The organism is Amycolatopsis sp. NPDC049253 (genome assembly GCF_040678995.1).
Taxonomy (GTDB): Bacteria; Actinomycetota; Actinomycetes; order Mycobacteriales; family Pseudonocardiaceae; genus Amycolatopsis.
In genome coordinates this window covers 477,107-502,069 of the sequence record NZ_JBFAQX010000003.1, presented here as the reverse complement: position 1 = coordinate 502,069, position 24,963 = coordinate 477,107, and the positions used below count along the sequence as shown (strand labels likewise).

The following is a 24,963-nucleotide window of genomic DNA, read 5'->3' as shown; positions in this document are numbered from 1 at the left end:
ACTAGCCGACGGACCCTTCCATCTGGAGCTCGATCAGGCGGTTCAGCTCGAGCGCGTACTCCATCGGCAGCTCACGCGCGATGGGCTCCACGAACCCGCGCACGATCATCGCCATCGCCTCGGCCTCGTCGAGACCGCGCGACATCAGGTAGAACAGCTGCTCTTCGCTGACCTTGGACACCGTGGCCTCGTGGCCCATGGACACCTCGTCGTTGCGGATGTCCACGTACGGGTAGGTGTCCGAGCGCGAGATCGTGTCGACCAGCAGGGCGTCGCAGACCACGCTGGAGCGCGAGTGGTGCGCCCGCTTCGCGACGCGGACCAGGCCCCGGTAGGAGGTCCGGCCGCCGCCGCGCGCCACCGACTTCGACACGATGGTCGAGGACGTGTGCGGCGCGAGGTGCTCCATCTTGGCGCCCGCGTCCTGGTGCTGGCCCTCGCCCGCGAACGCGACCGAGAGGACCTCGCCCTTGGCGTGCTCGCCCATGAGGAAGACCGACGGGTACTTCATGGTCACCTTGGAACCGATGTTGCCGTCGATCCATTCCATGGTCGCGCCCTCTTCGCACTTGGCGCGCTTGGTGACCAGGTTGTAGACGTTGTTCGACCAGTTCTGGATCGTCGTGTAGCGGCAGCGGCCGCCCTTCTTCACGATGATCTCCACGACCGCCGAGTGCAGCGAGTCGGACTGGTAGATCGGCGCGGTGCAACCCTCGACGTAGTGCACGTAGGCGTCTTCGTCGACGATGATGAGCGTGCGCTCGAACTGGCCCATGTTCTCGGTGTTGATCCGGAAGTAGGCCTGCAGCGGGATGTCCACCTTCACGCCCTTGGGCACGTAGATGAACGAGCCGCCGGACCACACCGCCGTGTTCAGCGCGGAGAACTTGTTGTCACCGGCCGGGATCACGGAGCCGAAGTGCTCCTGGAAGATCTCCGGGTGCTCCTTGAGCGCGGTGTCGGTGTCCAGGAACAGCACACCCTGGGCCTCCAGGTCCTCGCGGATCTGGTGGTAGACGACCTCGGACTCGTACTGCGCGGCGACACCGGCGACGAGGCGCTGCTTCTCCGCCTCGGGGATGCCCAGCTTGTCGTACGTGTTCTTGATGTCCTCGGGAAGTTCTTCCCAGCTGGCCGCTTGCTTCTCCGTGGAGCGCACGAAGTACTTGATGTTGTCGAAGTCGATCCCGGAGAGGTCGGCCCCCCAGTTCGGCATCGGCTTCAGCTCGAAGAGCTTGAGCGCCTTCAAGCGGGCTTCGCGCATCCACTCCGGCTCGGACTTCTTCGAGGAGATGTCGGTGACGACGTCCTCGTTCAGCCCACGGCGGGCGGTCGAGCCCGCCTCGTCGGAGTCGGCCCAGCCGAACGCGTACTTGCCAAGGGACTCGATGGTCTCTTCCTGGCTCAGTGGCGCGGTGGTGGGAGTGCGCTGCTCGGCAGCGGCAGTCATGCGGGTTTCCCTCCATTCGGGATCCGTGCTGTTCGCCCCTGGGACGCCCGCGCCGGGTGCGTCGCCGCAACCGTCTCGGTCGCCCCGGAGGGCCTGGTGCTGTCCGGCTCGGGAAGGGCCGGGGTACCCGACGTTCCGACGGGTACGTGTGTGGTGCACGCGTTGTCGCCGCGTGCGATCGTCGCCAGCCGCTGCACGTGGGTGCCGAGCAGCCGAGCGAACGCCTCGGTCTCGGCCTCGCACAGCTGCGGGAACTCCGCGGCGACGTGCGCGACCGGGCAGTGGTGCTGGCACAGCTGTTCGCCAACCCCGACCTGGCGGGTCGACGCAGCGTAGCCCTCCCTGGTCAGGGCCGTGGCCAGGGCCTCGGCGCGCTCCGCGGGATCACTCGAACCGGTGATGGCGGAGCGGTGCGGGCCCACCAGCGCGTCGACGCGGCTCTCGGCGAAGGCGCGCACGGCGTCGGGGCCGGCGTGCTCGGCGAGGAACCGGATGGCCGACACGGCGAGGTCGTCGTAGGCGTGCCCGAACCGGGCGCGGCCCGACTCGGTGAGCAGGAAGAACTTGGCCGGGCGCCCGCGCCCGCGCGGGCCGCGCCGGGGCGCGTCGCGCGTCTCGGCCTCACCGTCGGCCACCAGCGCGTCGAGGTGCCGGCGGACGGCCGTGGGGCTGATGCCGAGCTGCTCCGCGACCACCACGGCAGTCATCGGGCCCTGCTCGAGAAGCAGGCGCGCGACCTCGTGGCGCGTGCGTCCTTCGGCCGCGCTGACCGGGCTGACCTGCACGGGAACGCCGACGTCCGCGGCGCGCGGCTGAGCGCCGTGCTCCTCGCAGACCTCTCCCGGAGGCGTCCCGTTCTTTTTCACAACACAAGTGTGTCTTATTTCCGGCGCAGGGGCAAAGGTGGGGTGTCCGGCAGTGACCCGAGTCACGGTCGAGGGGACTCGATACCCTTCCTGACGTGGCAGTCGGCGAGCAACCCGTGCAACGGGACCCGGAAGTGGGCACACCCGGCGACACGGCGACGGCCGTGGCGCCCCCTTCGCCCGTGCTCCCGCGCGAGCCGCAGCCGCTCGACCAGGCCGAACACCGCGGCCTCGACATCGTCCGGCGCTTCGGGACGGTCGGCTCGCTGTTCCTCGCGCTCGGCTCGCTCGGCGCCGGCGCCGCCCCCGTGATCAACCCGGTGCAGGACCTGCCGGTGCTGCGCCTGTTCACCCGCATCCCCACGGTCTCGCTCGCCATCGCGTTCTCCGGCATGGGCATCCTCGTGCTGAGCTGGCTCATGCTCGGCCGTTTCGCCCGGCCCGCGAGCGCCCGCCTGGCCAGCCAAGGCCAGATGGCTCGCACGATCGCGATGTGGGTGGCGCCGCTGCTGCTCATCCCGCCCCTGTTCTCCCGGGACGTCTACAGCTACCTCGCGCAGAGCGAGATCGTGCACCGCGGGATGGACCCGTACACGCTGGGCCCGGCCCAGGCGCTCGGCGTGGCCGACCCGCTCACCGCGGGCGTGGCCAACATGTGGCGCGAGACTCCCGCGCCGTACGGGCCGCTGCTGCTGCGACTGGGCGGCTGGCTCGCGCCGATCGGCGGCACCAACATCGTGACGGGCGTGCTGCTGCAGCGCGGCCTGGCGCTCGTCGGCGTGGTCCTCATCGTGTGGGCCGTGCCGCGGCTGGCGCGCCGCTTCGGCGTGCAACCGGTGACGGCGCTGTGGCTGGGCGCGGCCAACCCGTTGCTGATCTTCCACTTCATCGCCGGTGCCCACAACGACGCGCTGGCCATCGGGCTGATGGTCGCCGGGCTCGAGGTCGGCATCCGGCGGCTGCCGGTGCGCGTCAAGGGCGACTCGCCGCCGCCGCTGGCCAGGGGCGAGCTGCTGTGCATCGGGCTCGGTGTCGCGATCATCACGCTCGGGGCCGCCGTCAAGGTGCCGGCGCTGCTCGCGTTGCCGTTCTTCGCCGTGATGGTGGCGCGGCGCTGGCACGGGCGGATCAAGGACCTGGTGTGGGCGGGCGTGCCGATGGCGGTGCTGTTCGGCGTGGTGCTCGTGGCCGTCTGTTACGGCACCGGCCTGGGCTTCGGCTGGATCGGCGCGCTCGGCACCCCCGGCCTCGTGCGCTCCTGGATCTCCCCCACCGCCGAGCTCGCCAACCTCACCGGGGTGCTCGGCATCGCGCTGGGCCTCGGCAACCACACCGACGCGCTGGTGCCCATCATCGGCGCGCTCGGCTACCTGGTGACGGCGTTCGTCACCGTCAAGTTCCTGTGGGCCAGCTTCAAGTGGCGCTACCGGCCCATCATCGGGCTCGGGGTGGCGCTCGGCGCCGCGATGATCCTGCAGATCAACCTGCAGCCGTGGTACGTGCTGTGGGCCGTGATCCCGCTGGCCGCGGCGGCGGGCACGTCGCGGTTCCGCGTGGCCGCGACCGTGATCAGCGCCGGGCTGCCGTTCCTGCTGCCGCCCACCGGGAGCACGTTCGACGGCCACGCCTACATCCTGCCGTGGGCCTACGGCGCGGCCGTGCTCGTGACGCTCGGCGGGCTCGCGTGGGTGTACCGGCTTTCGCCGCTCCTGCTCTCCAGGACGTCCCCGGAACGGCCCGCCGTGGTGGACGTCGTATCGTGATTCGTTGTGGACAACCCCGCGGTCGAGATCACCGGCCTGGTGAAAAGCTACGGCTCCACCACCGCGGTCGACGGGCTCGACCTGCGGATGGAGCGTGGCTGCCTGCTGGCCTTGCTCGGGCCCAACGGCGCGGGCAAGACGACCACGGTGGAGATCTGCGAAGGGTTTCGCAAGCCTGACGCCGGAAACGTCCGGGTCCTCGGCCTCGATCCCGTGAAAAACAGCGCCCGGCTGCGCCCGCGCGTCGGCATCATGCCGCAGGGCGGCGGCGCCTACCCCGGTGTGCACGCCGCGGAGATGCTCGGCCTCGTCGCGTCCTGCGCGGCGAACCCGCTCGACCCCGCGTGGCTGCTCGACGTGCTCGGGCTGGCCGGCGCGAAGCGCACCCCGTTCAAGCGCCTCTCCGGCGGGCAGCAGCAACGGCTTTCGCTGGCGTGCGCGCTCGTCGGGCGGCCCGAGCTGGTGTTCCTCGACGAGCCGACCGCGGGCATGGACCCGCAGGCACGGCGCCTGGTGTGGGAACTGCTGGCCGCGCTGCGCAGCGACGGCGTGAGCGTGCTGCTCACCACCCACCTCATGGAAGAGGCGGAAGCGCTCGCCGACCAGGTCGTGATCGTCGACCACGGCAAGGTCGTGGTCCAGGGCTCGCCCCACGCGTTGACGCTCGAAGCGGGCGACGCGGCGCAGCTGCGGTTCCGCGCGCGCACGCGGCTGGACCTGTCGCTGCTCACGGCGGCGTTGCCGGAGGGTTATCGCGTGAGCGAGTCCTCGCCCGGTTCGTACCTCGTGGAAGGCGCGGTGGATCCGCAGGTGGTGTCGACCGTCACGTCGTGGTGTGCGCAACAGGGCGTGCTGCCCGAACAGCTGCAGGTGGGGCGGCGCACGCTGGAAGAGGTTTTCCTCGAGCTGACCGGACGGGAGCTGCGGGCGTGAGCACGACGTTCCCGGAAGGCACCTTCACCCCCGCGCCGGGCCGCGGGCCGCTGGGCCGGATGCTGCGCACGCACGCGCGCGTCGAGGCCGCCTTGACGCTGCGCCACGGCGAACAGCTGCTGCTCACACTGATCATCCCGCTCGCGCTGCTCATCGGCCTGAGCCTGCTCGACATCCTGCCCGCGAGCCAGCTCGGCTCCACGTCCAAAGTGGACTGGATCACGCCGCGGATCCTCGCGCTGGCCGTGATGTCGTCCGCGTTCACGGGACAGGCCATCGCGCTCGGCTTCGACCGACGCTACGGCGTGCTCAAGCGACTCTCGGCCACCGCGCTCCCCCGCTGGCTCCTCGTGGCCGGACGCGTGGTCGCGGCGCTGGTGGTGGTCGTGCTGCAGTCGCTCGTGATCGGTGTGGTGGCGGCGTTCCTGGGCTGGTCGCCCTCGGGTGCCGGGATCGCCTCGGCGATCGTGCTGCTGGTGCTGGGCACGGCCGCGTTCGGCGCACTGGGCGTGCTGCTCGGCGGCGCCCTGCGGGCGGAAGCGGTGCTGGCGCTGGCCAACATCGTGTGGTTCGTGCTGCTGCTCGCCGGCGGGATCCTGCTGGCGCCTTCGGCTTTGCCGACGGGCCTCGGCGTGGTCGTTTCGCTGCTGCCCTCGGGCGCACTCGCGGAAGGCATGCGCGCGGCGCTGGTGGACGGTCACTTCGCCGCCGGGCCGATGGCGGTGCTCGCCGTGTGGGCGATCGTGGCCGGACTTGTCGCGACACGGACCACAAAACTCACCTGAGTGCGGCGTGAAACGGGTGTGAGAAAAGCGTCGCCGTGCATGCGGCGGGAAAGCGCGGAATTGCGCGCGAGTACGATTCCCCCGTGCCTCTTCGCAGTTTGATCGCCCGCCTGCCCTACCCCTCCGCCGCGGTCCAGCGGGCCGTCGGGATCGCCGCCGTGGTGGCGCAGGGCGGCATCGGCGTCACGGGGTCCGTGGTGCGGGTGACGGGTTCGGGCCTCGGCTGCCCGACGTGGCCGCAGTGCGTGCCCGGCAGTCTCGTGCCGGTGCAGCACCCCGGGATCCACGCGGTCAACCAGTGGATCGAGTTCTCGAACCGCATGCTGACGGGCGCGGTCATCGTCGTGGCCGCGCTCGCGGTGCTCACGGCGTGGCGCATCCTCATCGACCACCCGAGCCGCAAGCGCCTGCTGGTGCTGGCGTGGACGATGCCGGGCGGGGTCGTGCTGCAGGCCGTGCTCGGAGGCATCACCGTGCTGGCGAAGCTGGAATGGTGGACGGTCGCGATCCACTTCCTCGCGTCCACGCCGTTGATCTGGCTGGCCGTGCTGCTGCTGCGCGCGTTCCGCGAAGGCGACGAACCGGCGCGCCCGATCGTCCCGCCGCTGGGACGCAAGGTGCTCGTGCTGCTGACGGTGCTCATGTGGGCCGTCCTCATCGCCGGCACGACCGTCACCGGCGCCGGCCCCCACGGCGGCGACATCCACACCCACCGCCTCGACGTCCCCATCGAGAAGCTCGCCCAAATCCACAGCGGACTCCTGATCGTCTACCTCGTGGTCCTCGCGGTCTTCGGCCTGCAGCTGCTGCGCGTGGGCGCGCCGAAGAGCCTGTGGCAGCGCTACGCGTGGGTCTGGGCGGTGGCGCTCGCGCAGGGCGTGCTCGGGACGGTGCAGTACGCGCTCGGCGTGCCCGAGGCGATGGTGTCGTTCCACGTGCTCGGCTCGGCCCTGGTCATCGTCGTCACCGCCACGCTGTGGACCGGCACCCGCGACCGCGGCCCGGTGGTCTCGCTGCACCCGGCGCCTCCGGCGGACCGCGAACTCACCCCGGCGGGCTGACGCCCCGGACGGCCACGCCCTCGTAACTCTCCGTCGGCCACGCAGGCCGGCGCGGTGGCGTGCGGCCGGACACCCGAGGCTCCTGTTCTCGCCTCCGTGGTTACCGCCGCGCTCTCGCCGGGCGTCACGCCGAAGCACTGACCCCGCCGCCGCCCTCGAACAGAGCCCGGCTCGGCCCGCTTGGGCATGAACTCCCCCGCCCCGGCCACTTCACCCCGGCGGGCCGACGCCCCGGACGGCCACGCCTTCGTAACTCTCCGTCGGCTCGCCGTCGGCGCAGCGGACAGAACGGGCACCTACCCTTCGGCTCGGAACCGCCATCCAAGCGCCGCGAGGTGACGCTCATGACGTCCGTCCCGTCGAGCACCGTGAAGCCGTTGATCTCCGGACGCCGGGGTCCGGCGGAGATGGTCGTGCTCAAGACTTTCCTGCTGGTGCCGTTCGTGGCGCTGGTGGCCGCCGTTCCGCTGCTGTGGGGCTGGGGGCTCAGCTGGGTCGACGCGGCGCTGTTCGTGGTCTTCTACACGTTCGGCACGCTCGGCGTGACCGTCGGGTACCACCGCTACTTCACGCACGGCGCGTTCAAGGCGCCGCGCGCGCTGCGGATCGCGCTGGCCGTGTCGGGGAGCATGGCGGTGCAGGGCTCGGTGATCTTCTGGGTCGCGAGCCACCGCCGCCACCACGCGTTCGCCGACCGCGAGGGCGACCCGCACTCGCCGTGGCTGTTCGGCACCTCGCCGGCGGCGCTGCTGCGCGGGTTCTGGCACGCGCACATGGGCTGGATGTTCAAGCGCGAGGTGACCAACGCCGACCGCTTCGCCCCGGACCTCGTCGGCGACCGCGACCTGCGCCTGGTGAACCGCTTCTTCGCGCTGTGGATCGCGCTCAGCGTCGCCCTGCCGGCCGCGCTGGGCGGGCTGATCACGTGGTCGTGGTGGGGCGCCGTCACGGCGTGCTTCTGGGCGGGCCTGGTGCGCATCGCGTTGCTGCACCACGTGACCTGGTCGGTCAACTCGGTGTGCCACCTGATCGGCGAACGGCCCTTCGCCAGCCGCGACAAGGCCGCCAACTTCTGGCCGCTGGCGATCCTGTCCATGGGCGAGTCGTGGCACAACTCCCACCACGCCGACCCGACCTGCGCCCGCCACGGCGTGCTGCGCGGTCAGGTCGACGTGTCGGCGCGCGTGATCTGGCTGTTCGAGCGCTTCGGCTGGGCCACCGACGTGCGGTGGCCCCGAGCCGATCGCCTCGCCACCAAGCGGAAGCAGCCGGCCTAAGCCGCGAGCAGGCGCAGCAGGCGCGCGGTCTCCTCTTCGACCGCCGCGCGCCCGAGCCGCACGTACTTGCGCGGGTCGACGACGTCCGGCCGCTCGTCGAGGAACTGCTTGAGCGAGCGCGTGAACAGGCCGTTGAGGTGGGTCGAGATGTTGATCTTCGTCATCCCGCTCTCGACGGCGCCGCGCAGCTCGTCGTCGGACAGGCCGGACGAGCCGTGCAGCACCAGCGGCACCTCCACCGCGTCGCGCAGCCGCGAGACGAGCGCGCGGTCGACGCTGGCCGTGCGCGACACCATGGCGTGCGACGTGCCGACGGCCACCGCCAGCGCGTCGACGCCCGTGGCCTTCACGAACGCGGCGGCCTCGGCCGGGTCGGTGCGGGCGCCGGGCGCGTGGACGCCGTCCTTCCCGCCGACCTCGCCGAGCTCCGCTTCCACGGCGATGCCCGCCGCGTGGCACAGGTCGGCGATCTCGCGGGTGGTGCGCACGTTCTCGTCGTAGGGCAGGCGGGACCCGTCGTACATGACGCTGTCCACGCCGAGCTCGACGCCTTCGCGCACGAGGTCCTGGTCCTCGATGTGGTCCAGGTGCACGAGCACCTCGACGTTCGCCCGCTTGGCGATCTCCAGCGACGCGAGCGCGATCGGCGCCAGCCCGCCGTGGTAGCGCACGCAGTTCTCGCTGATCTGCAGGACGACCGGGACGCCGGCCTGCTCGGCGCCGCTCGCGATGGCTTCGGCGTGTTCGAGCAGGATCACATTGAACGCGCCGACCCCGGCGTTGCGCTCACGCGCCGACGCGAGGATCCGGGCGAGAGCCGGGCGGGTGATCATGCGGGTTCTCCGTTCGGTTCGAGAAAACGTCGGTAGGCCTCGAGGTCGACCTCGCCCGCCACCGGCCGCAGCACGGCCGCCGCCCCGAGCGCCGCGGCGCGGCGAAGGGCTTGGGCGAGGGGAACGCCCTCGACGAGCGCTTGTGCGAGGCCGGCGGTCGCGGCGTCGCCGGCTCCGGTCGGGTTTCCGGCCACGTCGGGAATGGCGGGGATTTCCAGGACTTGTTCGGCGGTGTGCGCGGCGATCCCTTCGGCGCCACGCGAAACGACCACGAGCCCGGCGCCTCGCCGCTCCAGTTCGGCGGCACCGGCGGTTTCGTCCACAGTGGACGTCGCGTCGAGCAGCTCCGCGAGGTTCGGCTTGACGACGTCCGCCCCGGCGTTCGCCGCTGCCAGCAGGGCGGGCCCGGAAACGTCGGCGAGCACCCGGACCCCGGCCCTGTGCGCCGCTCGCACCCAGTCCCCGAGCAAGTCCGGACGGGCCCCACGCGGCAACGATCCCGAGACGACGAGCAGGTCCGCGCCGGCCAGCCGCCGTCCGAGCACTTCCCCGAACGCGGCCCACTCGGCTTCGCTCGTCTCCGGCCCGGGCTCGGTGTAGACGGTCGGATGCCCCTGTCCCACGACGGTCACCGTCGTCCGCGTCTCCCCCGCCAGCGGCGAGACTTCATGCGGCACAGTCAGTTCACCCACGAGCCACCGCCCGGCCTCACCGCCGAGCGGCAGCAGGGCCAGCACCTCGACCCCCAGCCCGGCCAGCACCCGCGCGACGTTCAGCCCCTTGCCCCCGGGCCTCCGCTGGACCTCCAGCACCCGGTTCGTCTCGCCGGGCTCGTGCCGCGCCACGCGGTAGGTGACGTCCACCGCCGGGTTCGGCGTGACCACGACGATCATCGGGCCACTCCCGCGGCCGGCGAGTCTTGCGCCGGCAACGTCGCGCCGATCACGGCGGGGGCGTCGGACCATGGGTGGTTCGTCCGCCCGGGCACACCACGGTGGTCGGCTGGGGACGCCGGATCGAGCGCAGCCACGCCGATCATCGCGCCGCTCCCGCGGCCAGCAGGTCCTGCGCCAGCAACGCTTTGCAACCGGCCGTTGCCGCACCACCGCAGTGCCCGCGGTTCGCCGCGCAGGTTCCGCACCGCGCGGGCGGAGGCCTCGGCCGCAGGAGTGCGCCCGCAGCGAGCGGACCCTGCGCCAACACGTGCCGCCGCGCTGCCTTGGCGCGATCGCACGATCGTCGGCTCGGATACCACCACGCGGTCGGTGACACCGGACGTCTGACCGAACGCAGCCACGACGATCATCGCGCCACTCCCGCGGCCAGCAGGTCCTGCGCCAGCAACGTCGCGCCGATCACGGCCGCCGCGTCGCCGTGGTGGGCGCGGACGAGGGAGGGTGCGCGGAGAATGCCGAGGCGCGAGGCGACCTCGTGGGTGAGCGGGTCGAGCAGCAGGGCGCCCGCCTCGGCCAGACCGCCGCCGACCACGACGGTGGCGCAGCCCACGGCGGCGGTGGTCCAGGCGATGGACTCGGCGAGGACCCGCACGCACTCCTGCCAGGCGGCCACGGCGGCACCGTCGCCGCCGCGGACGCGTTCGGCGACGGTGAAGGCGTCGGGCGCGCCGGCGTGGCGGGCGAGGGCGGAGGCCGAGGCGACCTCCTCCACCCGGCCGCCGCCGGCCAGGAGCACCTGGCCGATTTCGCCGGCCCACGGGCTGGCGAGGACCCGGCCGTCGACCACGAGGGCGCCGGCCAGGCCCGTCCCGACCGCGGCGAACAACACCGGCTCGGAAGACCCCGCCGCGGCGCCCGTGCGGACCTCGGCGAGCGCGCCGGCCCGCACGTCCTGCCCGAACGCCAACGGCACGTCCACCGAAGCGGACACGAGCTCCCGCACCGGAACGTCGCGCCAACCGAGGTTCACGGCCTGAACGCACAGCCCGGCGCGCTCGTCGACGATGCCGGGCACGACGAGGCCCACCGCGTCGACCGGGTACCACTCGGTGGCGCGGCGCACGAGCCCCGCCAGCGCCTGCGGGTCGCCCGTCGGCGTGGGTTCGCGCCACTGCGCGAGCACCGCGCCGTCGTCGCCGGTGACGCGCGCCTTGACCGTGGTGCCGCCGACGTCGACACCGAGCACCGCCATCAGGTGAGGATGACCGAGCGCGTGAGCGAGCGCGGGTGGTCGGGGTCGAGCCCGCGGCGCACGGCCAGCGCGACGGCGAACCGTTGCACCACGACCAAAGCCGCCATCGGGTCGAGGTCGTGGTGGACGAACGTCGCGCCCGTGCGGGCGATGTCGTCGGCCAGGCCCTCGGGCGTCTCGCCGAGCGACCACACGAGCCGGCCGGGCTGCGCGATGGCGATCGGGCCGTGGCGGTAGTCCATGGCCGGGTACGACTCCGCCCAGAACTGCGCGGCCTCGCGGGTCTTCAACGCGGCTTCGAAAGTGAGGCCCACGGCGGCGTCGCGGCCGATGAAGCTCACCTGCTCGGCGTCGAGCAGCTCGGTGACGGGCACCTGCAGCGCCTGCTCGGCCTGCGCCGCCAGCGCTTCGACGTCGTCGCCGAGCCCCGCGCGCAGCAGCGCGAGCGTGGTCGTCGCGAACCGCGTCTGCACCACGGATTCCTCGTCGGCGAACGGAAGTTCCACGACCTCGCCGGCCACCGCGGCGGCCGGCGCGTCGCCGACGGCCGTGATCAGCACCGTGCGCTGCGAGTCGAGCGCGCCGAGCAGGTCGACGATCTCGGTCGTGGTGCCGGAGCGCGAGATCGCGACGACGCGGTCGTACTGGCGCTCACGCGGGTACTCGGACCCGGCGAACGCGTCGGTCAGGCCGTGCCCGCGCTGCTCGCGCGCGACGGCGTAGCTCATGGCGATGAACCAGCTGGTGCCGCACCCGACGACGGCGACGCGTTCCCCCGGCTGCGGCAGCGCGCTCGCGACGGAGGGGAACAGCTCGGCCGCCGTACGCCACATTTGCGGTTGGGACGCGAGCTCACGGGACACGAAGGAGTCGGACATGGAGACCTTTCGATCCGAGGGCGATCGACGTGATCGCAGACGTGAGCATAGACGATCATTCTTGATTGGAGTGAGCGATATACGTCATCTTCAATCATCCGGCTCAGTGGAGATGACCTCTAGGATGAGTCGGTCCTGCCCCTCGACCTCGAACGCGAGCCACACGATGACACCCCAGCAACGCCTCAACGCCCTGCTCGAGCTGGTGAGCGAACGAGGGAACGTGACGATCACGGAGATCGGCGAAACGCTCGGCATCTCGCCCGCCACCGCGCGCCGCGACCTCTCGATCCTCGCCGACCAGCGCCTGATCACCCGCACGCACGGCGGCGCGGCGGCCCTCGGCGCCGGCTACGAGCTGCCGCTCCAGTACAAGATCGCGCGCCAGGCCGAGGCCAAGACCGCGATCGCCCGCACCGCAGCCGAGCTGGTCCGGCCCGGTGAGACGGTGGGGATCAACGGCGGCACCACGACCACCGAGGTCGCCCGGGCGCTCGGCAAAAGCGAGCGCTTCATCCGCGCCGACGGCGAAACCGGCCTGACCATCGTCACCAACGCCCTGAACATCGGTTACGAGCTGTCTGTGCGCGCGCACGTGAAGATCGTCGTCACCGGCGGTGTGGCCCGGCGCCAGTCCTACGAGCTGGTCGGCTCACTGGTGTCCAGCGCGCTCGCGGCGTTCGCCCTCGACACCGTGATACTCGGCGTCGACGGGCTGAGCGCGCAGTACGGCGCCACCACCCTGCACGAGGGAGAAGCCGAGGTCAGCCGGCATTTCAGCCAGGTCGCACGGCGCGTGATCGTGGTCGCCGACGCCACGAAGCTGATGAAGTCCACCTTCGCCCGCATCTGCCGGCTCTCGGAGATCGACGTGCTGGTCACGGACGCCGAAGTGCCGGCTTCGTTCGCCGCCGAGCTGGCCGCCGCGTCGGTCGAGCTCGTGGTCGCGAGCTGACCCCGAGCCGATCCCGGACCGGTCACGGCCCGCGTAACGGTTCGCGCACGCGTCCGAGCAGACTTGTCATCGCGTGTTGTGCATTAGTGATTGGTTTGCCATCATGCAGATCAATATCACGCAGAGGTGAGGTGACCAGGTGGGAAACGGCGAAGCTGTCCGCGTGGGTGTGGTGGGAGTCGGCCAGCGGGCCGTCATCGCGCGGCACATCGCGGAGTCCGGGCTGGCCGCGACCGTGGTGGCCGCGGCCGACCCGACCGAGGCCGGCCGCGCACGGGCGCGTGAGCTGTTCGGCGAGATCGACGTCGTCGAGCAGCACACGGACCTGATCGATCGCAAGCTCGTCGACGCGGCGATCGTGACCGCGCCGGACTGGACCCACGCCGAGATCGCCGTCGACCTGCTGCGCGCGGGCATCGCCGTCTACCTCGAGAAGCCGCTCGCGATCACGCTCGAAGACGCCGACGCCGTGCTGGCCGCCGCGCAGGAGTCGAACACGCCGCTCTACATCGGACACAACTTCCGGCACTCCGGCGTGGCCCGCGCGCTGCGCGAGGTCGTGGCCCGCGGCGAGATCGGCGAGGTCAAAACCGTGTGGTGCCGCCACTTCGTCGGCAACGGCGGCGACTACTACTTCAAGGACTGGCACGCCGACCGCAGCAAGGTCAACTCCCTGCTGCTGCAGAAGGCCAGCCACGACCTCGACGTGATCCACATGCTCGCCGGCGGGTACACCCGCCGCGTGGTCGGGATGGGCCGGCTCGCGGTCTACGGCGACATCACCGACCGCGGCGGCCACGAGAACGAGCTGATGCAGGACTGGTTCTCCTTCGACAACTGGCCGCCGGCCACGCAGACCGGCCTCAACGAGGTGGTCGACGTCGAGGACGTCTCCATGGTGCTGATGACCCTCGACAACGGCGTGCTCGCCAGCTACGAGCAGTGCCACTTCACCCCGGACTACTGGCGCAACTACACCGTGATCGGCACGGAAGGCCGCGCGGAGAACTTCGGGGACACCGGCGGCGGCGTGGTGAAGGTGTGGAACCACCGCCGCGGCTGGTCGGCCGACGGCGACCGCGAGTACCCGATCTCCGGTGTCGAGGAAGGCCACGCCGACGCCGACCTGCTCACGATGACCGAGTTCCTGCGCTACGTGATCGACGGCGAGACGCCGACACTCTCCCCGGTCGCCGCCCGCGAGGCCGTGGCGGCCGGCGCGCTCGCCACCCAGTCGCTGCGCACCGGCTCGATCCCCCTCGACGTGCCCGAGCTGCCCGCCGCCGTGCGCGCCCACTTCCCCGTCGTTACCCGCTGACCTCCTGATCCTCCCCCGCCCGCTGAAAGGAACCCCGATGGCTTCATTCCCCCGCCGAGCCCTGGCCGCGGTGGCCGGCACGGTGGCCGCCGCCGCCACACTCGTCGCGTGCTCGTCCACGGGTGCGTCCACCGCGTCCGATTCGGACACCCCGTACAGCGCGCCTGACACGAACGTCTCGGCGAACCTGACCTACGCGGTCTGGGACCAGACCCAGGTCAAGGCGATCAACGCCAACCTGGCCGAGTTCAACAAGAAGTACCCGAACATCAAGGTGAACGTGGACGTCACCCCGTACGCCGACTACTTCACCAAGCTGCAGACCGAGGCCTCCAGCGACAGCCTGCCTGACCTGTTCTGGATGAACGGCCCCAACTTCCAGCTCTACGCGAGCAACGGCAAGATCGAGCCCATCACCGGCGAGGTGAAGGCCGGCGCGATCGACCCGAAGAACTACCCGCAGTCGCTGGACCAGCTGTACACCTTGGACGGTGTGCAGTACGGCGTGCCGAAGGACTTCGACACCATCGGCGTCTGGGTCAACAAGGCGCTGTTCGCCGAGGCCGGCGTGCCGATCCCGAGCAAGGACTGGACGTGGGCCGACCTCCAGTCCACCGCCGCGCAGATCTCGCAGAAGCTCGCGAGCAAGGGCGTCTACGGCATCTCCGCCGGCATGGACGGCCAGACCACCTACTACAACACCATCTTCCAGTCCGGCGGCTCCGTGATCTCGCCCGACGGCAAGACCTCGACCTACGACAGCCCTGCGACGCAGAAGGGCATCCAGTTCTGGACCGACCTGGTGAAGTCCAAGGCGATGCCGACCATCAAGCAGCTCACCGACACCACCGGCGACCAGTGGTTCGTCTCCGGCAAGTCCGCGATGTACCAGGGCGGCAGCTGGGCCCGCAGCGAGGTCGCCGCGGCGCCGATCGCCAAGGACGTCATGGTGCTCCCCGTGCCCAAGGGCGACCAGCAGGCGACCGTGATCCACGGTCTGTCCAATGTGGTCGCCGCGAACAGCCAGAACAAGCAGGCCGCGCAAGCGTTGCAGGTGTTCCTGGCGAGCAAGGAAGCCCAGCAGCAGCAGGGTGACCTCGGCGCGGTGATCCCGGCCTACAACGGCACCCAGGACGCGTTCGCGAAGTCCATGCCGGGCGTGGACCTGCAGCTGTTCCTCGACGAGGTCTCCTACGCCAAGCCGCTGCCGGTATCGAAGAACACCGCCGCGTGGAACACGCTCGAGACCAACCTGCTGCCCGACGCCTTCGACGGCACCAAGCCCGTCGACGCCGTGCTGAAGGACCTGACCTCGCAGATGAACGCAGACCTGGCCAAGGAATGAGTGCCGTGTCCGCCGATGTCTCCGAGTCCGCTCCGGCGCCCGCCGCTCCCGCCACCCGGCGGAAGCGGCGCGGCGTCCGGCGCGGGGACGGCCTGTGGCCCTGGGCGTTCGTGCTGCCGCTGCTGGCCGGGGTGCTCGTCTTCTACATCTGGCCGATCCTGCAGACGGCGTTCTACTCGTTCACCACCTGGGGCGTGTTCGGTGGCTTCAAGTGGTCCGGGCTGGACAACTACAGCCGGCTGTTCACCGACCCGCAGCTGTACCGGTCGCTGCTGAACACCGTGATCTACACGGCGGTGGTGCTGCTCGGCGTGCCGATCGCGGCGTGGCTCGCCAGCCTGCTCAACACCCCGGGCCTGCGGTTCGCGCAGTTCTACCGCGTGCTGTTCTTCCTGCCGTACGTGGCGATGCCGGCCGCCGTGGCGCTGGTGTGGCGCATGATCTTCAACGGCGACTACGGCATCCTCAACTGGGCGCTGTCGCTGTTCGGGATCCCCGGCCCGTCCTGGGTCAACACGCCGGGCTTCGCGCTGGCCGCAGTGTCCGTGGTGGGCCTGTGGTCCTCGCTGGGCTTCTCGATGATCGTGCTCGGCGCGGGCCTGAAGAACATCCCGCCGGAGCTCTACGAGGCCGCCGAGCTCGACGGCGCGAGCCGCTTCCGCCAGTTCCGCTCGATCACGCTGCCGCTGCTGGCGCCCAGCGTGTTCTTCGTGGTCGTGGTGACCACCATCGCGAGCTTCCAGCTCTTCGACCTGCTGTACGCGTTGCTGGGCAACCACAACGCCGTGCTGCCGAAGACGATGTCGCTCGTCTACTACTTCTACAACGCGGGTTTCGTCGAGAACGACAAGGGATTCGCCGCGGCGATCGCGATGGTCATCTTCGTGCTCATCGGTCTCGTCACGCTCCTGCAGTTCCGCTTGCAACGGAGGTGGGCCGGTAATGCCTAGAGCCCGACGCCGGCAGTCCCACGCCCTGATCCACCTCGTCCTCGGGGTGGGCGGGCTGATCATGGCCTTCCCGTTCCTGTGGCAGATCGTGATGTCGTTGTCCACCAACGCAGAGGTGCAGAGCGTGACGCCCACGTTCTGGCCGGCGCACCTGCAGTGGCAGAACTACGCGGCGGTGTTCCAGCGGCTGCCGTTCCTGTCGCAGCTGTGGACCTCGGTGCTCATCACCGTGATCCGCACGCTCGCCCAGATCGTGCTGTGCACCCTGGCCGGCTACGCGTTCGCCCGGATGCGCTTCCGCGGCCGGGCGGTGCTGCTGGGGCTCGTGCTGTCGATCCTGCTGGTGCCCTCGCAGGCGTACCTGATCTCGCAGTACCAGATCGTGCAGGGCCTCGGCTGGCTCAACACCCTGGCCGGCATCGTCGCGCCCGGTCTGTTCAGCGCGTACGGCACCTTCCTGATGCGCACGGCCTTCCTCAACCTCCCCGCGGAGCTGGAGGAGGCGGCGCGCATCGACGGCAGCGGGCCGTTGCGGACGTTCTGGAGCGTGCTGCTGCCGGTGGTGCGCCCGAGCATCAGCGTGCTCGCGATCTCGGCCGTGCTGTGGTCGTGGAACGAGCTGCTGTGGCCGCTCGTGGTGTCGACGCGCGCCACGCAGATGCCGCTGTCGGCCGCGCTGGCCACCCTGGCCGGCGACGTGACGGTGAACTACCCCGTGCTGATGGCCGCCAGCCTGCTGGCCATGGCGCCGATCCTGATCCTGTTCATCCTGCTGCAGCGCCGGGTGATCGACGGGCTGGCGTCCTCGGGCCTGAAGTAGCTAGGCCAGCTGCTGCCGCACCGCCGACGCGAACCTCAACGGGGCCCCCGCGTCGGCGTTGCGGAAGCCCAGCGACGGTTCGGCCAGCTCGAGCTCCAGCACCAGCGGGTGCCCGTCCTCGCCGCGCACGATGTCCACCCGGGCGTAGAGCAGCTCGGCCCGCAGGATGCCCAGCAGCGAGCACGCGGCGTCCAGGGCGTCCTCCGCGACGGCGCGCACCCCGGACGCCGGGACGGCCGGGGCGAGCTTCTCCGTGAGGAACAGGCCCGACGGATCGGTGCCGGCCCCGAGCATCGCACCCTTCGTGAAGGCGTGCGAATAAACGCCGCCGAAGTACACGAGCGCGATCTCGCCCTGGGTGTCCACACTGGACTGGTACGGCTGGATGACGGCGGTGCGGCCGTCGGCGTGCAGGCCGCGCAGGTGCTCGGCCGCGCCGGCGGCGTCGGCGCCGAAGCGTGCGGCGCCACGCGAACCCGCGCCGACCGAGGGCTTCACCACGAACGGCACCTTCGGCCACTTCGCCTGTTCACCCGGCTCGACCAGCGTGGTCGGCACCGTGGGCACGCCCGCCTCGATCAGCTCGACGAGGTAGGACTTGTCGGTGTTCCAGCGCACGACCGCGGCGGGGTTCGCCAGCGTCGGCACGGTCTCGCACCAATCGAGGAACTCGGCGCGACGCTCGGGGTAGTCCCAGGTCGCGCGCAGCACCACGAGGTCGGCGGTCGAATAGTCGGCGGCCGGGTCGTCCCACACGGCCCAGCGGACGCTGAAGCCCAGGTCGTCGAGGGCGGACGCGGCGGCGGTGTCGTCGCCGTCGCCCTCGGGCATCTGGGCGCAGGCGACGAAGATCGCTTCGCGGGTCACCGGCCGGCTCGCGGGCCGGCCATCTTGCGGCGGTGGGCCGCGCCGATCTTGGTCGCCTTCACAGTCTCGCTGTCCCATTCGGCGGGTTCGAGGTCCTCGACCGCCTCGACGAGCGCCGTGCCCGTCCCGAGAGCCGGCACGATCACGTCGCCGAGGGCGCCGTCGGCTCCCACCAGCACCACGCGAGCGCCGATCCGGCCGATGTTCTCGACCACCGCGCGCGACGGTTTCCCGTGCCGCGCCACGAAGTCACGGGCGGCGGCCAGCTGCCGGCCGGTCGGTGCGGGGGGCGTCTGCTCGGTCTCCTCAGCCACGTCGGCGAGCTTAACCGGTCTCACCCGGTGACGCGGAACAAGCGTGGCGTCGGCCATAGTTGGACCCCGGTGAGTGCCGAACCCGACGCGAGGAGGAAACATGCCGTCCGCTGTGCAGGTCAGGACGACCGGTGGTCCCGAGGTACTGGAGGTCACCGAGGTCGAGGTCGGCTCGCCCGGTGCCGGTGAGCTGCTGGTGGACGTGGCCGCCGCCGGCGTCAACTACATCGACACCTACCAGCGCCAGGGCATCTACCCGATCGACCTGCCGTTCGTGCTCGGCCTGGAGGGCGCGGGCACCGTGGCCGAGGTCGGTGACGGCGTGACGGCGTTCGCCCCGGGCGACCGCGTGGCCTGGCAGGGCTCGCTGGGCAGCTACGCGGCGCGCAAGCTCGTGCCGGCGGCCGGCGCCGTGAAGGTGCCCGCCGGCGTGTCCGACGAGGTCGCCGCCGCCACGATGCTGCAGGGCATCACCGCGCACTACCTGGTCCGCTCGACCTACGAGGTCAAGCCCGGCGACGACGTGCTGGTCCACGCCGCGGCCGGCGGGGTCGGCCTGCTGCTGGTGCAGCTGGCGAAGGCGCGGGGCGCGCGCGTGATCGGCACGGTGTCCACCGAGGAGAAGGCCGAGCTGGCCCGCGGGGCCGGCGCCGACCACGTGATCCGCTACGACCGGGAGGACTTCGCCAAGGTCACGCGTGAGCTGACCGACGGCGAGGGCGTGCACGTGGTGTACGACGGCGTCGGCAAGGACACCGTCGACGGCAGCCTGGCCAGCCTGCGGATCCGCGGCATGCTCGCGCTGTTCGGCGCGGCCAGCGGCCCGGTGCCGCCGATCGACCCGCAGCGTCTCAACTCGGGCGGCTCGCTGTTCCTGACCCGCCCGACGTCCGGCCACTACGTCCGCACGCGCGAGGAGCTCGACTGGCGCGCGGACGAGCTGTTCGCGGCCGTGACCGACGGTTCGCTGGACATCCGCATCGGCGGCCGCTACCCGCTGGCCGACGCCCGCAAGGCCCACGAGGACCTGCAGGGCCGCCGGACGACCGGGAAGCTGATCCTCATCCCGTGACGCCGATCCGCCGGGTCGGGTGCGTGCCCGGCCCGGCGGATCAGTGCTTCTTGGGCTTCTTCGGCTTCTTCGGCGGCAGTTCCCTGACGGAGACCGCCCGCCAGTTGAAGCCGTCCTGCTCGGCGCGCTCTGCCGTGAACTCGACCTCGGCGCCGGCGCTCAGCCGCCGGAATCCGGCCATGTCCACGTGCGAGTAGTGGGCCCAGACCTGCTCGGGCACGGTCCGCGACTCCAGCACGCCCCAGCCGTCCTCGTCGTGCCAGCGGACGACCCGGCCACGGTGGACGGTCTCCGGCACGGCTCAGCTCTTGTCGGTCGGCACCGTGACGGCGTCGGTGACGAAGACGAGGGTCTCGTTCGGCGCGATGCCGTTGCCGCCCTGGCCGTAGCCGAGGTCGGGCGGGATGATCAGCAGCCGGCGCCCGCCCTGCTTGATGCCGACGAGGCCCTGGTCCCAGCCGGGGATGACCTCGCCCGCGCCGAGGTGCAGGGAGAACGGCTCACCGCGGTCGAAGGAGCTGTCGAGCTTCTTCTTGTCCGACCAGGTGACCAGCGTGTAGTTCATCGACAGTTCCTGGCCGGCCTTGGCGCCGTTGCCGGTGCCCGGGACCAGGTCCTTCGTGATCAGCTTCTTCGGCGGATCGCAGTCGTCCGGGATGGTGATCGTCGGCGGCTGGCCGAAGGTCCCGGTGGTCTTGATGTCGTCCGCGGTGCACTCGCGGCCCTTGCTCTGCGCGCCGGCCGCGGCGGCCGAGCTCGACGGTGCGGCCGGGGCCGACGGGGTGCCGGACGGCTGGGCCGCGGTGTCGTCGCCGCCACACGCGGTCAGGCTGAACGCCGCGGCCGCGGCCACGGCGCCCACGGAGGCGATCTTGCCGATTCTCTGCATGCCCGGGATGCTAGCGCGCTGTTGATTACCCATCCGACCACAGCCACGGCGGGAACGGTGCCGAAGTCGACAACCGTCCGGCTGGGTTCCCGCCTACTTTTGGCCGGATGGGTAACGGAGCCCGGCCAGCGCCGGAACGGCCTCACCGGTCTGGACCACACCGAGCCGCTGGGTCGCACGCGTGAGGGCCACGTACAGGTCGTTGAGCCCGCGCGGTGAGGCCGCGACGATCTCGTCCGGCGCGACCAGCAGAACGGCGTCGAACTCCAGGCCCTTGGCGCGCTCGACCGTGAGCACGCTCACGCGCTCGTCGGGCGGGAGCACCGCTTCCACGGCCGTGAGCCGGGCCGCGGGTGTGAGCACGGCCACGGTGCCACCGTCCACTGCGGACAGCTCCTGCGCGACCAGGCCCGGCAGATCGGCACCGAGGTCGCTCGTCGCCTTCGACCACGGCGCCACGCCGGTCTCGCGCACCGACGCCGGTGCCGCGAGGTCCACGTCGAGCTCCGCCAGCACGCGCGCGGCCACGGCCATGATCTCGGCCGGCGTGCGGTAGTTCACGGTGAGCTGCTCGAGGCGCCAGCGGTCCGCGACGTAGGGCGAGAGGACCTCGTCCCACGTGCGCGCTCCCCCGGCCGCGCCGGTCTGCGCGACGTCGCCGACGAGCGTCATGGAGCGGTTGGGCGAGCGGCGCATGAGCAGCCGCCAGTCCATGGCGGACAGTTCCTGGGCCTCGTCCACGATCACGTGGCCGAACGTCCATGTGCGGTCCTGCGCGGCGCGCTGCGCCGCGGTCAGCTCGCTGCGCTCCTGCTGGCGTTCGGCGAACAGCTCGGCGTCGAGGACGTCGGACACCCGCAGGATCTCCTCGTCCTGGATCTCCTCGTCCTGTTCCAGGATGTGCAGCACGCCCTCGGCGTACGCGCGCTGCACGCGGTCGCGGCGCCGGCGCTCGGCGCGCTCCTCGCTGTCGTCTTCGCCGAGCAGCTCGGCCAGCTCGTCGAGCAGCGGCACGTCGGCGGGGGTCCACTTCGCGTCGCGGCCGCTCTCCAGGTGCGCGCGATCGGCCTCGGACAGCAGCTTGCCGGCGGCGCGATCAAGGTGTTCGCGCTCGGCGAACAGGTCGTCGAGCAGGCCTTCCGGCGTCAGTTTCGGCCACAGCTCGTTCACGGCGGCGGCCACGGTGGGGCTGGCGGCGAGCTCCGCGCGGATGTCCTGCACGTCCTGCGCGTCGAGCAGGTCCTCCCCCAGCTTGCGGGCGGCCTGGCGGGTCAGCGCGTCGAGCACGTCGGACACGAACAGGCGGCGCGCCAGGTTGTGGGGCCGGCGCGAGCGGCGCGCGCGGGTGCGGGCCTCGACGCAGGTCTTGCGGTCGAGCTTGAGGATCTCCCGCTCGTGCTCGATCTCCACCACGGGCTCGGGCACGCGCTGGCGGTCGCGCACCGCGTTCGCGAGCACGTCGGCCATCACCAGGCGCCCCTTGACCTCCGCGGCCTCCGGCGGCTCGACGCCCTCCGCGTCGAGGCCCGGGTAGAGCTGCCCGATCGTGGCGAGGAGCACGCCGGTCTCGCCCAGCGACGGGAGGACCTGGCCGATGTAGCGCAGGAACGTGCTGTTGGGCCCGACCACGAGCACGCCGCGCGTGGTGAGCTGCTGGCGGTGCGTGTAGAGCAGGTACGCGGCCCGGTGCAGCGCGACGGCGGTCTTGCCCGTGCCCGGCGCGCCCTGCACCACCATCACCCCGCCGAGCGGCGCGCGGATGATCCGGTCCTGCTCGGCCTGGATCGTCGCGACGATGTCGCTCATCTCGCCCGTGCGCCGGCGTTCGAGGGCGGCCAGCAACGCCGCCTCGCCCGCGAGCCCGAGGTCCTGCCCCTGGTCGGCGGCCGACAGGTCGAGGATCTCGTCGTCGAACCCCGTCACCTTGCGGCTCAGCGACCGCAGGTGCCGCCGCCGGCGCACGCCGTCGGGCGAGGCGGCCGTGGCGAGGTAGAACGGCCGCGCGACGGGCGCCCGCCAGTCCACCAGCAGCGGCTTGTAGTCGTCGTCCTCCTCGAACAACCCGAGGCGGCCGATGTAGGTCGTTTCTTCGGCACTCTCGGGCACGAAGTCGAGCCGGCCGAAGCACAGCCCCTGCTCCACCGACCCGAGCTGCGCGAGCCGGTCCGAGTACAGCGTCGTGGCGACGTCCCGCTCGGTGCGAGCCTGCGGGGTGCCGCCGGTCTGCCTCAGCGTGGTGTCGAGGCGCCGCTGGGCCTCGACCCGCTCGGCGTCGAGCTTCGCGTACAGCGTCGTGACATACGCCTGCTCCCGCGCCAGCTCGGCGGCGTGCTCGGGCGTACCGTCCTCGAGGGCGCGGTCTGCTTCCCGGTCCGGGGACACGGACAAGTGAGATCCTGCTTTCGCATCGGGGGAAGGCGGCGGACAGCCGGAAAACCACAACGGCCAACCAGACTACGCCATTCCCGAGCGCGGCTCAGGCGGATCAGAGGCCGTGGAGCGTGCGGAACAGCTCACTTTCGCGCGACCCCGGAGTGGCGAACACGGGCGAGCTGAGGTTGTAGACGTCGCCCGGGTTGCCGTAGTAGCCGCCCACGACGACGAGCGCACTCGTGAACGACTGCGGCTGCCAGTACTCGCGGATGTCGGGGTCGCTGCCCGGCCGCTCGACCAGCTCGACGCCCCGCCGCTCCAGCTCCTCGGAGACGGCGGCGAACGCCACCGGCCCGGAGAACGGCCCGTACCGCTCGACGAGCGCCGGCTCGGGGGTGACGCTTTGGGCGAGCCGGTGGGCTTGGACGGAGAAGTGGTGGCCGGACCACGGCCGGTCCGTCGAGGCGCGGTCCCAGGAGAACTCGACGAGGCCGAAGTCGTACCAGAGCTGACGCGGGTGCCGGTTCTCCCCGGAGTCGTCGCCGAAGAACGCGACGACCCACTCGGGGGACCAGGTGACGTCGGCACCGAGCACGGTGCCGGACTCGAGGACGTCGGCCAGGAAAGCGGCCGGACTCAGAACGGCAAGCCGAGCGTCGGCAACCCGATCGCCGAGTCCACCGCCAGCGCGACGAACACGATCATCAGGTACGTGTTCGACCGGTGGAACAGCGACATCGGCTTCGTCTCCTCGCCGCGGCGGACGGCGGCCTGGAGGCGGTGGGCGTAGAAGAGGAACCAGGCGCCGGCGAGGACCGCGAAGGTGGCGTACAGCCAGCTGGTGACGGGGAGCAGCAGGAGGGTCCAGGCGACCATCACCCACGAGTAGATGACGATCTGCTTGGCGACGTGCTGCGGGGTCGCCACGACGGGGAGCATCGGGACCCCCGCGCGTTCGTAGTCCTCGCGGTACTTCATGCCCAGGGCCCACGTGTGCGGGGGCGTCCAGAAGAAGATGACGCCGAACATGACGAACGCGGGCCACTGCACGGTGCCGGACACGGCGGCCCAGCCGATGACCACCGGCATGCAGCCGGCGGCGCCACCCCACACGACGTTCTGCGACGTGCGCCGCTTGAGGCCCAGGGTGTAGACGAAGATGTAGAAGAGGATGGTCGCGATCGCGAGGATCGCCGACAGCAGGTTCACGGTGAAATACAGGACCGCGAACGAAGCGACGCCGAGCACGAGACCGAAGATCAGCGCGTTGCGCCGCGGCACCGAGTCCTTCACCAGCGGGCGCTTCTTGGTGCGGTTCATCACCTTGTCGATGTCCGCGTCGATCACGCAGTTGAGTGCGTTGGCGCTGCCGGCCGCCATGGTGCCGCCGACGAGCGTGGCGAGCACGAGCCACGGCGACGGGATCTCGCGTCCGGCCAGGAACATCGCGGGGATGGTCGTGACGAGGAGGAGCTCGATCACCCTCGGCTTCGCGAGCGCGGCGTAGGCGCCGACCACCTGGCGGACAGTTCGCCGGGCACCACGCGGTCGTTCACCGGTCGGGTGTTCGGCGCTGGTGTTCTCACTGCGTCCGTGCGCAGCGTTCACCAACGACATTTCACTCCCAAGGTCAGTTCGGGGCCGGGTGGCGATCCGGAAGACCGCGATGGAACTGGTGAATCTCCCGGACCAGGCCCGCGCTCGATGTTAGACGTGGCGAATCCGCCTGCGTGATCGAGGGTCCTCGACACGCCATGCCTGTCTTCTGCGTCACGCCACCGGGTTCACCCTCGACGGCATCCGCGGCGCACGGTGTGTCCGGAAGGACCGGTCGTGGTGTCCGCCGGGTCCGGACGGTCCCCTCGATCGTCCCTTTTGCACGGTCCGTGACCAGCGGCGGACCGCAAGCGACCCGCATGGGCGGGATCACCAGCCCGGTGGGGACGGCGCGGCTGTCGCGGCTGCCCGGAGCACACCCCAAGCACTAGGCTGTCGCGGACGGGCCGCGTGGCACCCCGGCGCAGTGCTCCCAGCAGGAATATCGTCCCTTCGGGATCGATTGAGAT

24 protein-coding genes are annotated in these 24,963 nt (G+C 71.2%); 11 read left to right on the top strand and 13 right to left on the bottom strand.

Translation table 11 applies throughout. The annotated features are described in order from the left end of the window. Window position 1: 1 nt before the first annotated feature. Together sufB and AB0K15_RS09925 are read right to left on the bottom strand one after the other, a co-directional pair. Window positions 2-1,450, bottom strand: a complete 1,449-nt coding sequence (gene sufB / locus AB0K15_RS09930; RefSeq protein ID WP_364047737.1) for a Fe-S cluster assembly protein SufB — start codon at window positions 1,448-1,450, stop codon at window positions 2-4. Further along, complete coding sequence (locus AB0K15_RS09925; protein ID WP_364047995.1) at window positions 1,447-2,235, bottom strand: metalloregulator ArsR/SmtB family transcription factor; 789 nt, start codon at window positions 2,233-2,235, stop codon at window positions 1,447-1,449. Before AB0K15_RS09925 ends, sufB begins: the two co-directional genes overlap by 4 nt. Window positions 2,236-2,480: 245 nt before the next feature. On the opposite strand from AB0K15_RS09925, the gene mptB reads away from it, so the two are divergent. The 5 genes from mptB to AB0K15_RS09900 all read left to right on the top strand — a co-directional run bounded on the left by mptB (window position 2,481) and on the right by AB0K15_RS09900 (window position 8,135). Beyond that, entirely contained in the window at window positions 2,481-4,079 is a 1,599-nt protein-coding gene (mptB, locus tag AB0K15_RS09920; RefSeq protein WP_364047993.1) for a polyprenol phosphomannose-dependent alpha 1,6 mannosyltransferase MptB, read from the top strand. Between the two features lie 6 nt (window positions 4,080-4,085). Continuing rightward, window positions 4,086-5,012: an ABC transporter ATP-binding protein gene (locus AB0K15_RS09915; RefSeq protein WP_364047735.1), complete on the top strand. Its 927-nt coding sequence runs from the start codon at window positions 4,086-4,088 to the stop codon at window positions 5,010-5,012. A gap of 59 nt (window positions 5,013-5,071) precedes the next feature. After that, the gene (locus AB0K15_RS09910; RefSeq protein WP_364047991.1) at window positions 5,072-5,797 is read left to right on the top strand and encodes an ABC transporter permease; all 726 of its coding nucleotides are present in this window, start codon (window positions 5,072-5,074) and stop codon (window positions 5,795-5,797) included. Between the two features lie 83 nt (window positions 5,798-5,880). Further along, a complete protein-coding gene (locus AB0K15_RS09905; RefSeq protein ID WP_364047733.1) occupies window positions 5,881-6,858 on the top strand; it encodes a COX15/CtaA family protein in 978 nt (325 codons plus the stop codon). 344 nt (window positions 6,859-7,202) lie between these two features. Next, entirely contained in the window at window positions 7,203-8,135 is a 933-nt protein-coding gene (locus tag AB0K15_RS09900; RefSeq protein WP_364047731.1) for an acyl-CoA desaturase, read from the top strand. On the opposite strand, the gene AB0K15_RS09895 is transcribed toward AB0K15_RS09900, so the two are convergent. The 4 genes from AB0K15_RS09895 to AB0K15_RS09880 all read right to left on the bottom strand — a co-directional run bounded on the left by AB0K15_RS09895 (window position 8,132) and on the right by AB0K15_RS09880 (window position 11,994). Beyond that, window positions 8,132-8,968, bottom strand: a complete 837-nt coding sequence (locus tag AB0K15_RS09895; RefSeq protein WP_364047729.1) for a class II fructose-bisphosphate aldolase — start codon at window positions 8,966-8,968, stop codon at window positions 8,132-8,134. The genes AB0K15_RS09900 and AB0K15_RS09895 overlap by 4 nt on opposite strands. Next, on the bottom strand, window positions 8,965-9,861 hold the full coding sequence (locus AB0K15_RS09890; RefSeq protein ID WP_364047727.1) for a hexose kinase: 897 nt from the start codon (window positions 9,859-9,861) through the stop codon (window positions 8,965-8,967). Before AB0K15_RS09890 ends, AB0K15_RS09895 begins: the two co-directional genes overlap by 4 nt. Before the next feature lie 409 nt (window positions 9,862-10,270). Continuing rightward, window positions 10,271-11,116, bottom strand: a complete 846-nt coding sequence (locus AB0K15_RS09885) for an ROK family protein (RefSeq protein WP_364047725.1) — start codon at window positions 11,114-11,116, stop codon at window positions 10,271-10,273. After that, complete coding sequence (locus tag AB0K15_RS09880; RefSeq protein WP_364047723.1) at window positions 11,116-11,994, bottom strand: sugar isomerase; 879 nt, start codon at window positions 11,992-11,994, stop codon at window positions 11,116-11,118. Before AB0K15_RS09880 ends, AB0K15_RS09885 begins: the two co-directional genes overlap by 1 nt. 166 nt (window positions 11,995-12,160) lie before the next feature. On the opposite strand from AB0K15_RS09880, the gene AB0K15_RS09875 reads away from it, so the two are divergent. The 5 genes from AB0K15_RS09875 (at window position 12,161) to AB0K15_RS09855 (ending at window position 17,382) form a co-directional block, all read left to right on the top strand. After that, a complete protein-coding gene (locus tag AB0K15_RS09875) occupies window positions 12,161-12,949 on the top strand; it encodes a DeoR/GlpR family DNA-binding transcription regulator (protein WP_364047721.1) in 789 nt (262 codons plus the stop codon). A 163-nt stretch (window positions 12,950-13,112) separates the two neighbouring features. Continuing rightward, complete coding sequence (locus tag AB0K15_RS09870; protein WP_364047719.1) at window positions 13,113-14,267, top strand: Gfo/Idh/MocA family oxidoreductase; 1,155 nt, start codon at window positions 13,113-13,115, stop codon at window positions 14,265-14,267. A 37-nt stretch (window positions 14,268-14,304) separates the two neighbouring features. Further along, window positions 14,305-15,612 carry a sugar ABC transporter substrate-binding protein gene (locus tag AB0K15_RS09865; RefSeq protein WP_364047717.1) on the top strand — a complete coding sequence of 436 codons (1,308 nt, stop codon included), beginning with the start codon at window positions 14,305-14,307 and terminating at the stop codon, window positions 15,610-15,612. A gap of 5 nt (window positions 15,613-15,617) precedes the next feature. Continuing rightward, window positions 15,618-16,562 (top strand): sugar ABC transporter permease, encoded by a 945-nt coding sequence (locus AB0K15_RS09860; protein ID WP_364047715.1) that lies wholly within the window; start codon window positions 15,618-15,620, stop codon window positions 16,560-16,562. Continuing rightward, window positions 16,555-17,382 (top strand): carbohydrate ABC transporter permease, encoded by an 828-nt coding sequence (locus AB0K15_RS09855; protein ID WP_364047713.1) that lies wholly within the window; start codon window positions 16,555-16,557, stop codon window positions 17,380-17,382. The genes AB0K15_RS09860 and AB0K15_RS09855 overlap by 8 nt, the downstream gene beginning before the upstream one ends. On the opposite strand, the gene AB0K15_RS09850 is transcribed toward AB0K15_RS09855, so the two are convergent. Continuing rightward, window positions 17,383-18,249 carry a hypothetical protein gene (locus AB0K15_RS09850; protein WP_364047711.1) on the bottom strand — a complete coding sequence of 289 codons (867 nt, stop codon included), beginning with the start codon at window positions 18,247-18,249 and terminating at the stop codon, window positions 17,383-17,385. Next, window positions 18,246-18,563: a hypothetical protein gene (locus AB0K15_RS09845; protein ID WP_364047709.1), complete on the bottom strand. Its 318-nt coding sequence runs from the start codon at window positions 18,561-18,563 to the stop codon at window positions 18,246-18,248. Before AB0K15_RS09845 ends, AB0K15_RS09850 begins: the two co-directional genes overlap by 4 nt. A 100-nt stretch (window positions 18,564-18,663) precedes the next feature. On the opposite strand from AB0K15_RS09845, the gene AB0K15_RS09840 reads away from it, so the two are divergent. Further along, the gene (locus tag AB0K15_RS09840) at window positions 18,664-19,635 is read left to right on the top strand and encodes a quinone oxidoreductase (protein ID WP_364047707.1); all 972 of its coding nucleotides are present in this window, start codon (window positions 18,664-18,666) and stop codon (window positions 19,633-19,635) included. A gap of 40 nt (window positions 19,636-19,675) precedes the next feature. On the opposite strand, the gene AB0K15_RS09835 is transcribed toward AB0K15_RS09840, so the two are convergent. The 5 genes from AB0K15_RS09835 to AB0K15_RS09815 all read right to left on the bottom strand — a co-directional run bounded on the left by AB0K15_RS09835 (window position 19,676) and on the right by AB0K15_RS09815 (window position 24,514). Then, the gene (locus AB0K15_RS09835) at window positions 19,676-19,933 is read right to left on the bottom strand and encodes a cold shock domain-containing protein (RefSeq protein WP_364047705.1); all 258 of its coding nucleotides are present in this window, start codon (window positions 19,931-19,933) and stop codon (window positions 19,676-19,678) included. A 3-nt stretch (window positions 19,934-19,936) separates the two neighbouring features. Continuing rightward, the gene (locus tag AB0K15_RS09830; protein WP_364047703.1) at window positions 19,937-20,524 is read right to left on the bottom strand and encodes an FKBP-type peptidyl-prolyl cis-trans isomerase; all 588 of its coding nucleotides are present in this window, start codon (window positions 20,522-20,524) and stop codon (window positions 19,937-19,939) included. A 93-nt stretch (window positions 20,525-20,617) separates the two neighbouring features. Continuing rightward, window positions 20,618-22,912, bottom strand: a complete 2,295-nt coding sequence (locus tag AB0K15_RS09825; protein ID WP_364047701.1) for an ATP-binding domain-containing protein — start codon at window positions 22,910-22,912, stop codon at window positions 20,618-20,620. Window positions 22,913-23,009: 97 nt separating this feature from the next. Beyond that, entirely contained in the window at window positions 23,010-23,492 is a 483-nt protein-coding gene (locus AB0K15_RS09820; protein WP_364047699.1) for a hypothetical protein, read from the bottom strand. A gap of 41 nt (window positions 23,493-23,533) precedes the next feature. Next, a complete protein-coding gene (locus AB0K15_RS09815; RefSeq protein ID WP_360596563.1) occupies window positions 23,534-24,514 on the bottom strand; it encodes a heme o synthase in 981 nt (326 codons plus the stop codon). Window positions 24,515-24,963: the final 449 nt, after the last annotated feature.

Bases quoted from the DNA above. Each gene is read 5' to 3' on its own strand.
- sufB (WP_364047737.1), bottom strand. From the start codon at position 1,450: ATGACTGCCGCTGCCGAGCAGCGCACTCCCACCACCGCGCCACTGAGC.
- AB0K15_RS09910 (WP_364047991.1), top strand. From the start codon at position 5,072: ATGCTGCGCACGCACGCGCGCGTCGAGGCCGCCTTGACGCTGCGCCAC.
- AB0K15_RS09900 (WP_364047731.1), top strand. From the start codon at position 7,203: ATGACGTCCGTCCCGTCGAGCACCGTGAAGCCGTTGATCTCCGGACGC.
- AB0K15_RS09895 (WP_364047729.1), bottom strand. From the start codon at position 8,968: ATGATCACCCGCCCGGCTCTCGCCCGGATCCTCGCGTCGGCGCGTGAG.
- AB0K15_RS09890 (WP_364047727.1), bottom strand. From the start codon at position 9,861: ATGATCGTCGTGGTCACGCCGAACCCGGCGGTGGACGTCACCTACCGC.
- AB0K15_RS09885 (WP_364047725.1), bottom strand. From the start codon at position 11,116: ATGGCGGTGCTCGGTGTCGACGTCGGCGGCACCACGGTCAAGGCGCGC.
- AB0K15_RS09880 (WP_364047723.1), bottom strand. From the start codon at position 11,994: ATGTCCGACTCCTTCGTGTCCCGTGAGCTCGCGTCCCAACCGCAAATG.
- AB0K15_RS09875 (WP_364047721.1), top strand. From the start codon at position 12,161: ATGACACCCCAGCAACGCCTCAACGCCCTGCTCGAGCTGGTGAGCGAA.
- AB0K15_RS09865 (WP_364047717.1), top strand. From the start codon at position 14,305: ATGGCTTCATTCCCCCGCCGAGCCCTGGCCGCGGTGGCCGGCACGGTG.
- AB0K15_RS09855 (WP_364047713.1), top strand. From the start codon at position 16,555: ATGCCTAGAGCCCGACGCCGGCAGTCCCACGCCCTGATCCACCTCGTC.
- AB0K15_RS09840 (WP_364047707.1), top strand. From the start codon at position 18,664: ATGCCGTCCGCTGTGCAGGTCAGGACGACCGGTGGTCCCGAGGTACTG.
- AB0K15_RS09830 (WP_364047703.1), bottom strand. From the start codon at position 20,524: ATGCAGAGAATCGGCAAGATCGCCTCCGTGGGCGCCGTGGCCGCGGCC.
- AB0K15_RS09815 (WP_360596563.1), bottom strand. From the start codon at position 24,514: ATGTCGTTGGTGAACGCTGCGCACGGACGCAGTGAGAACACCAGCGCC.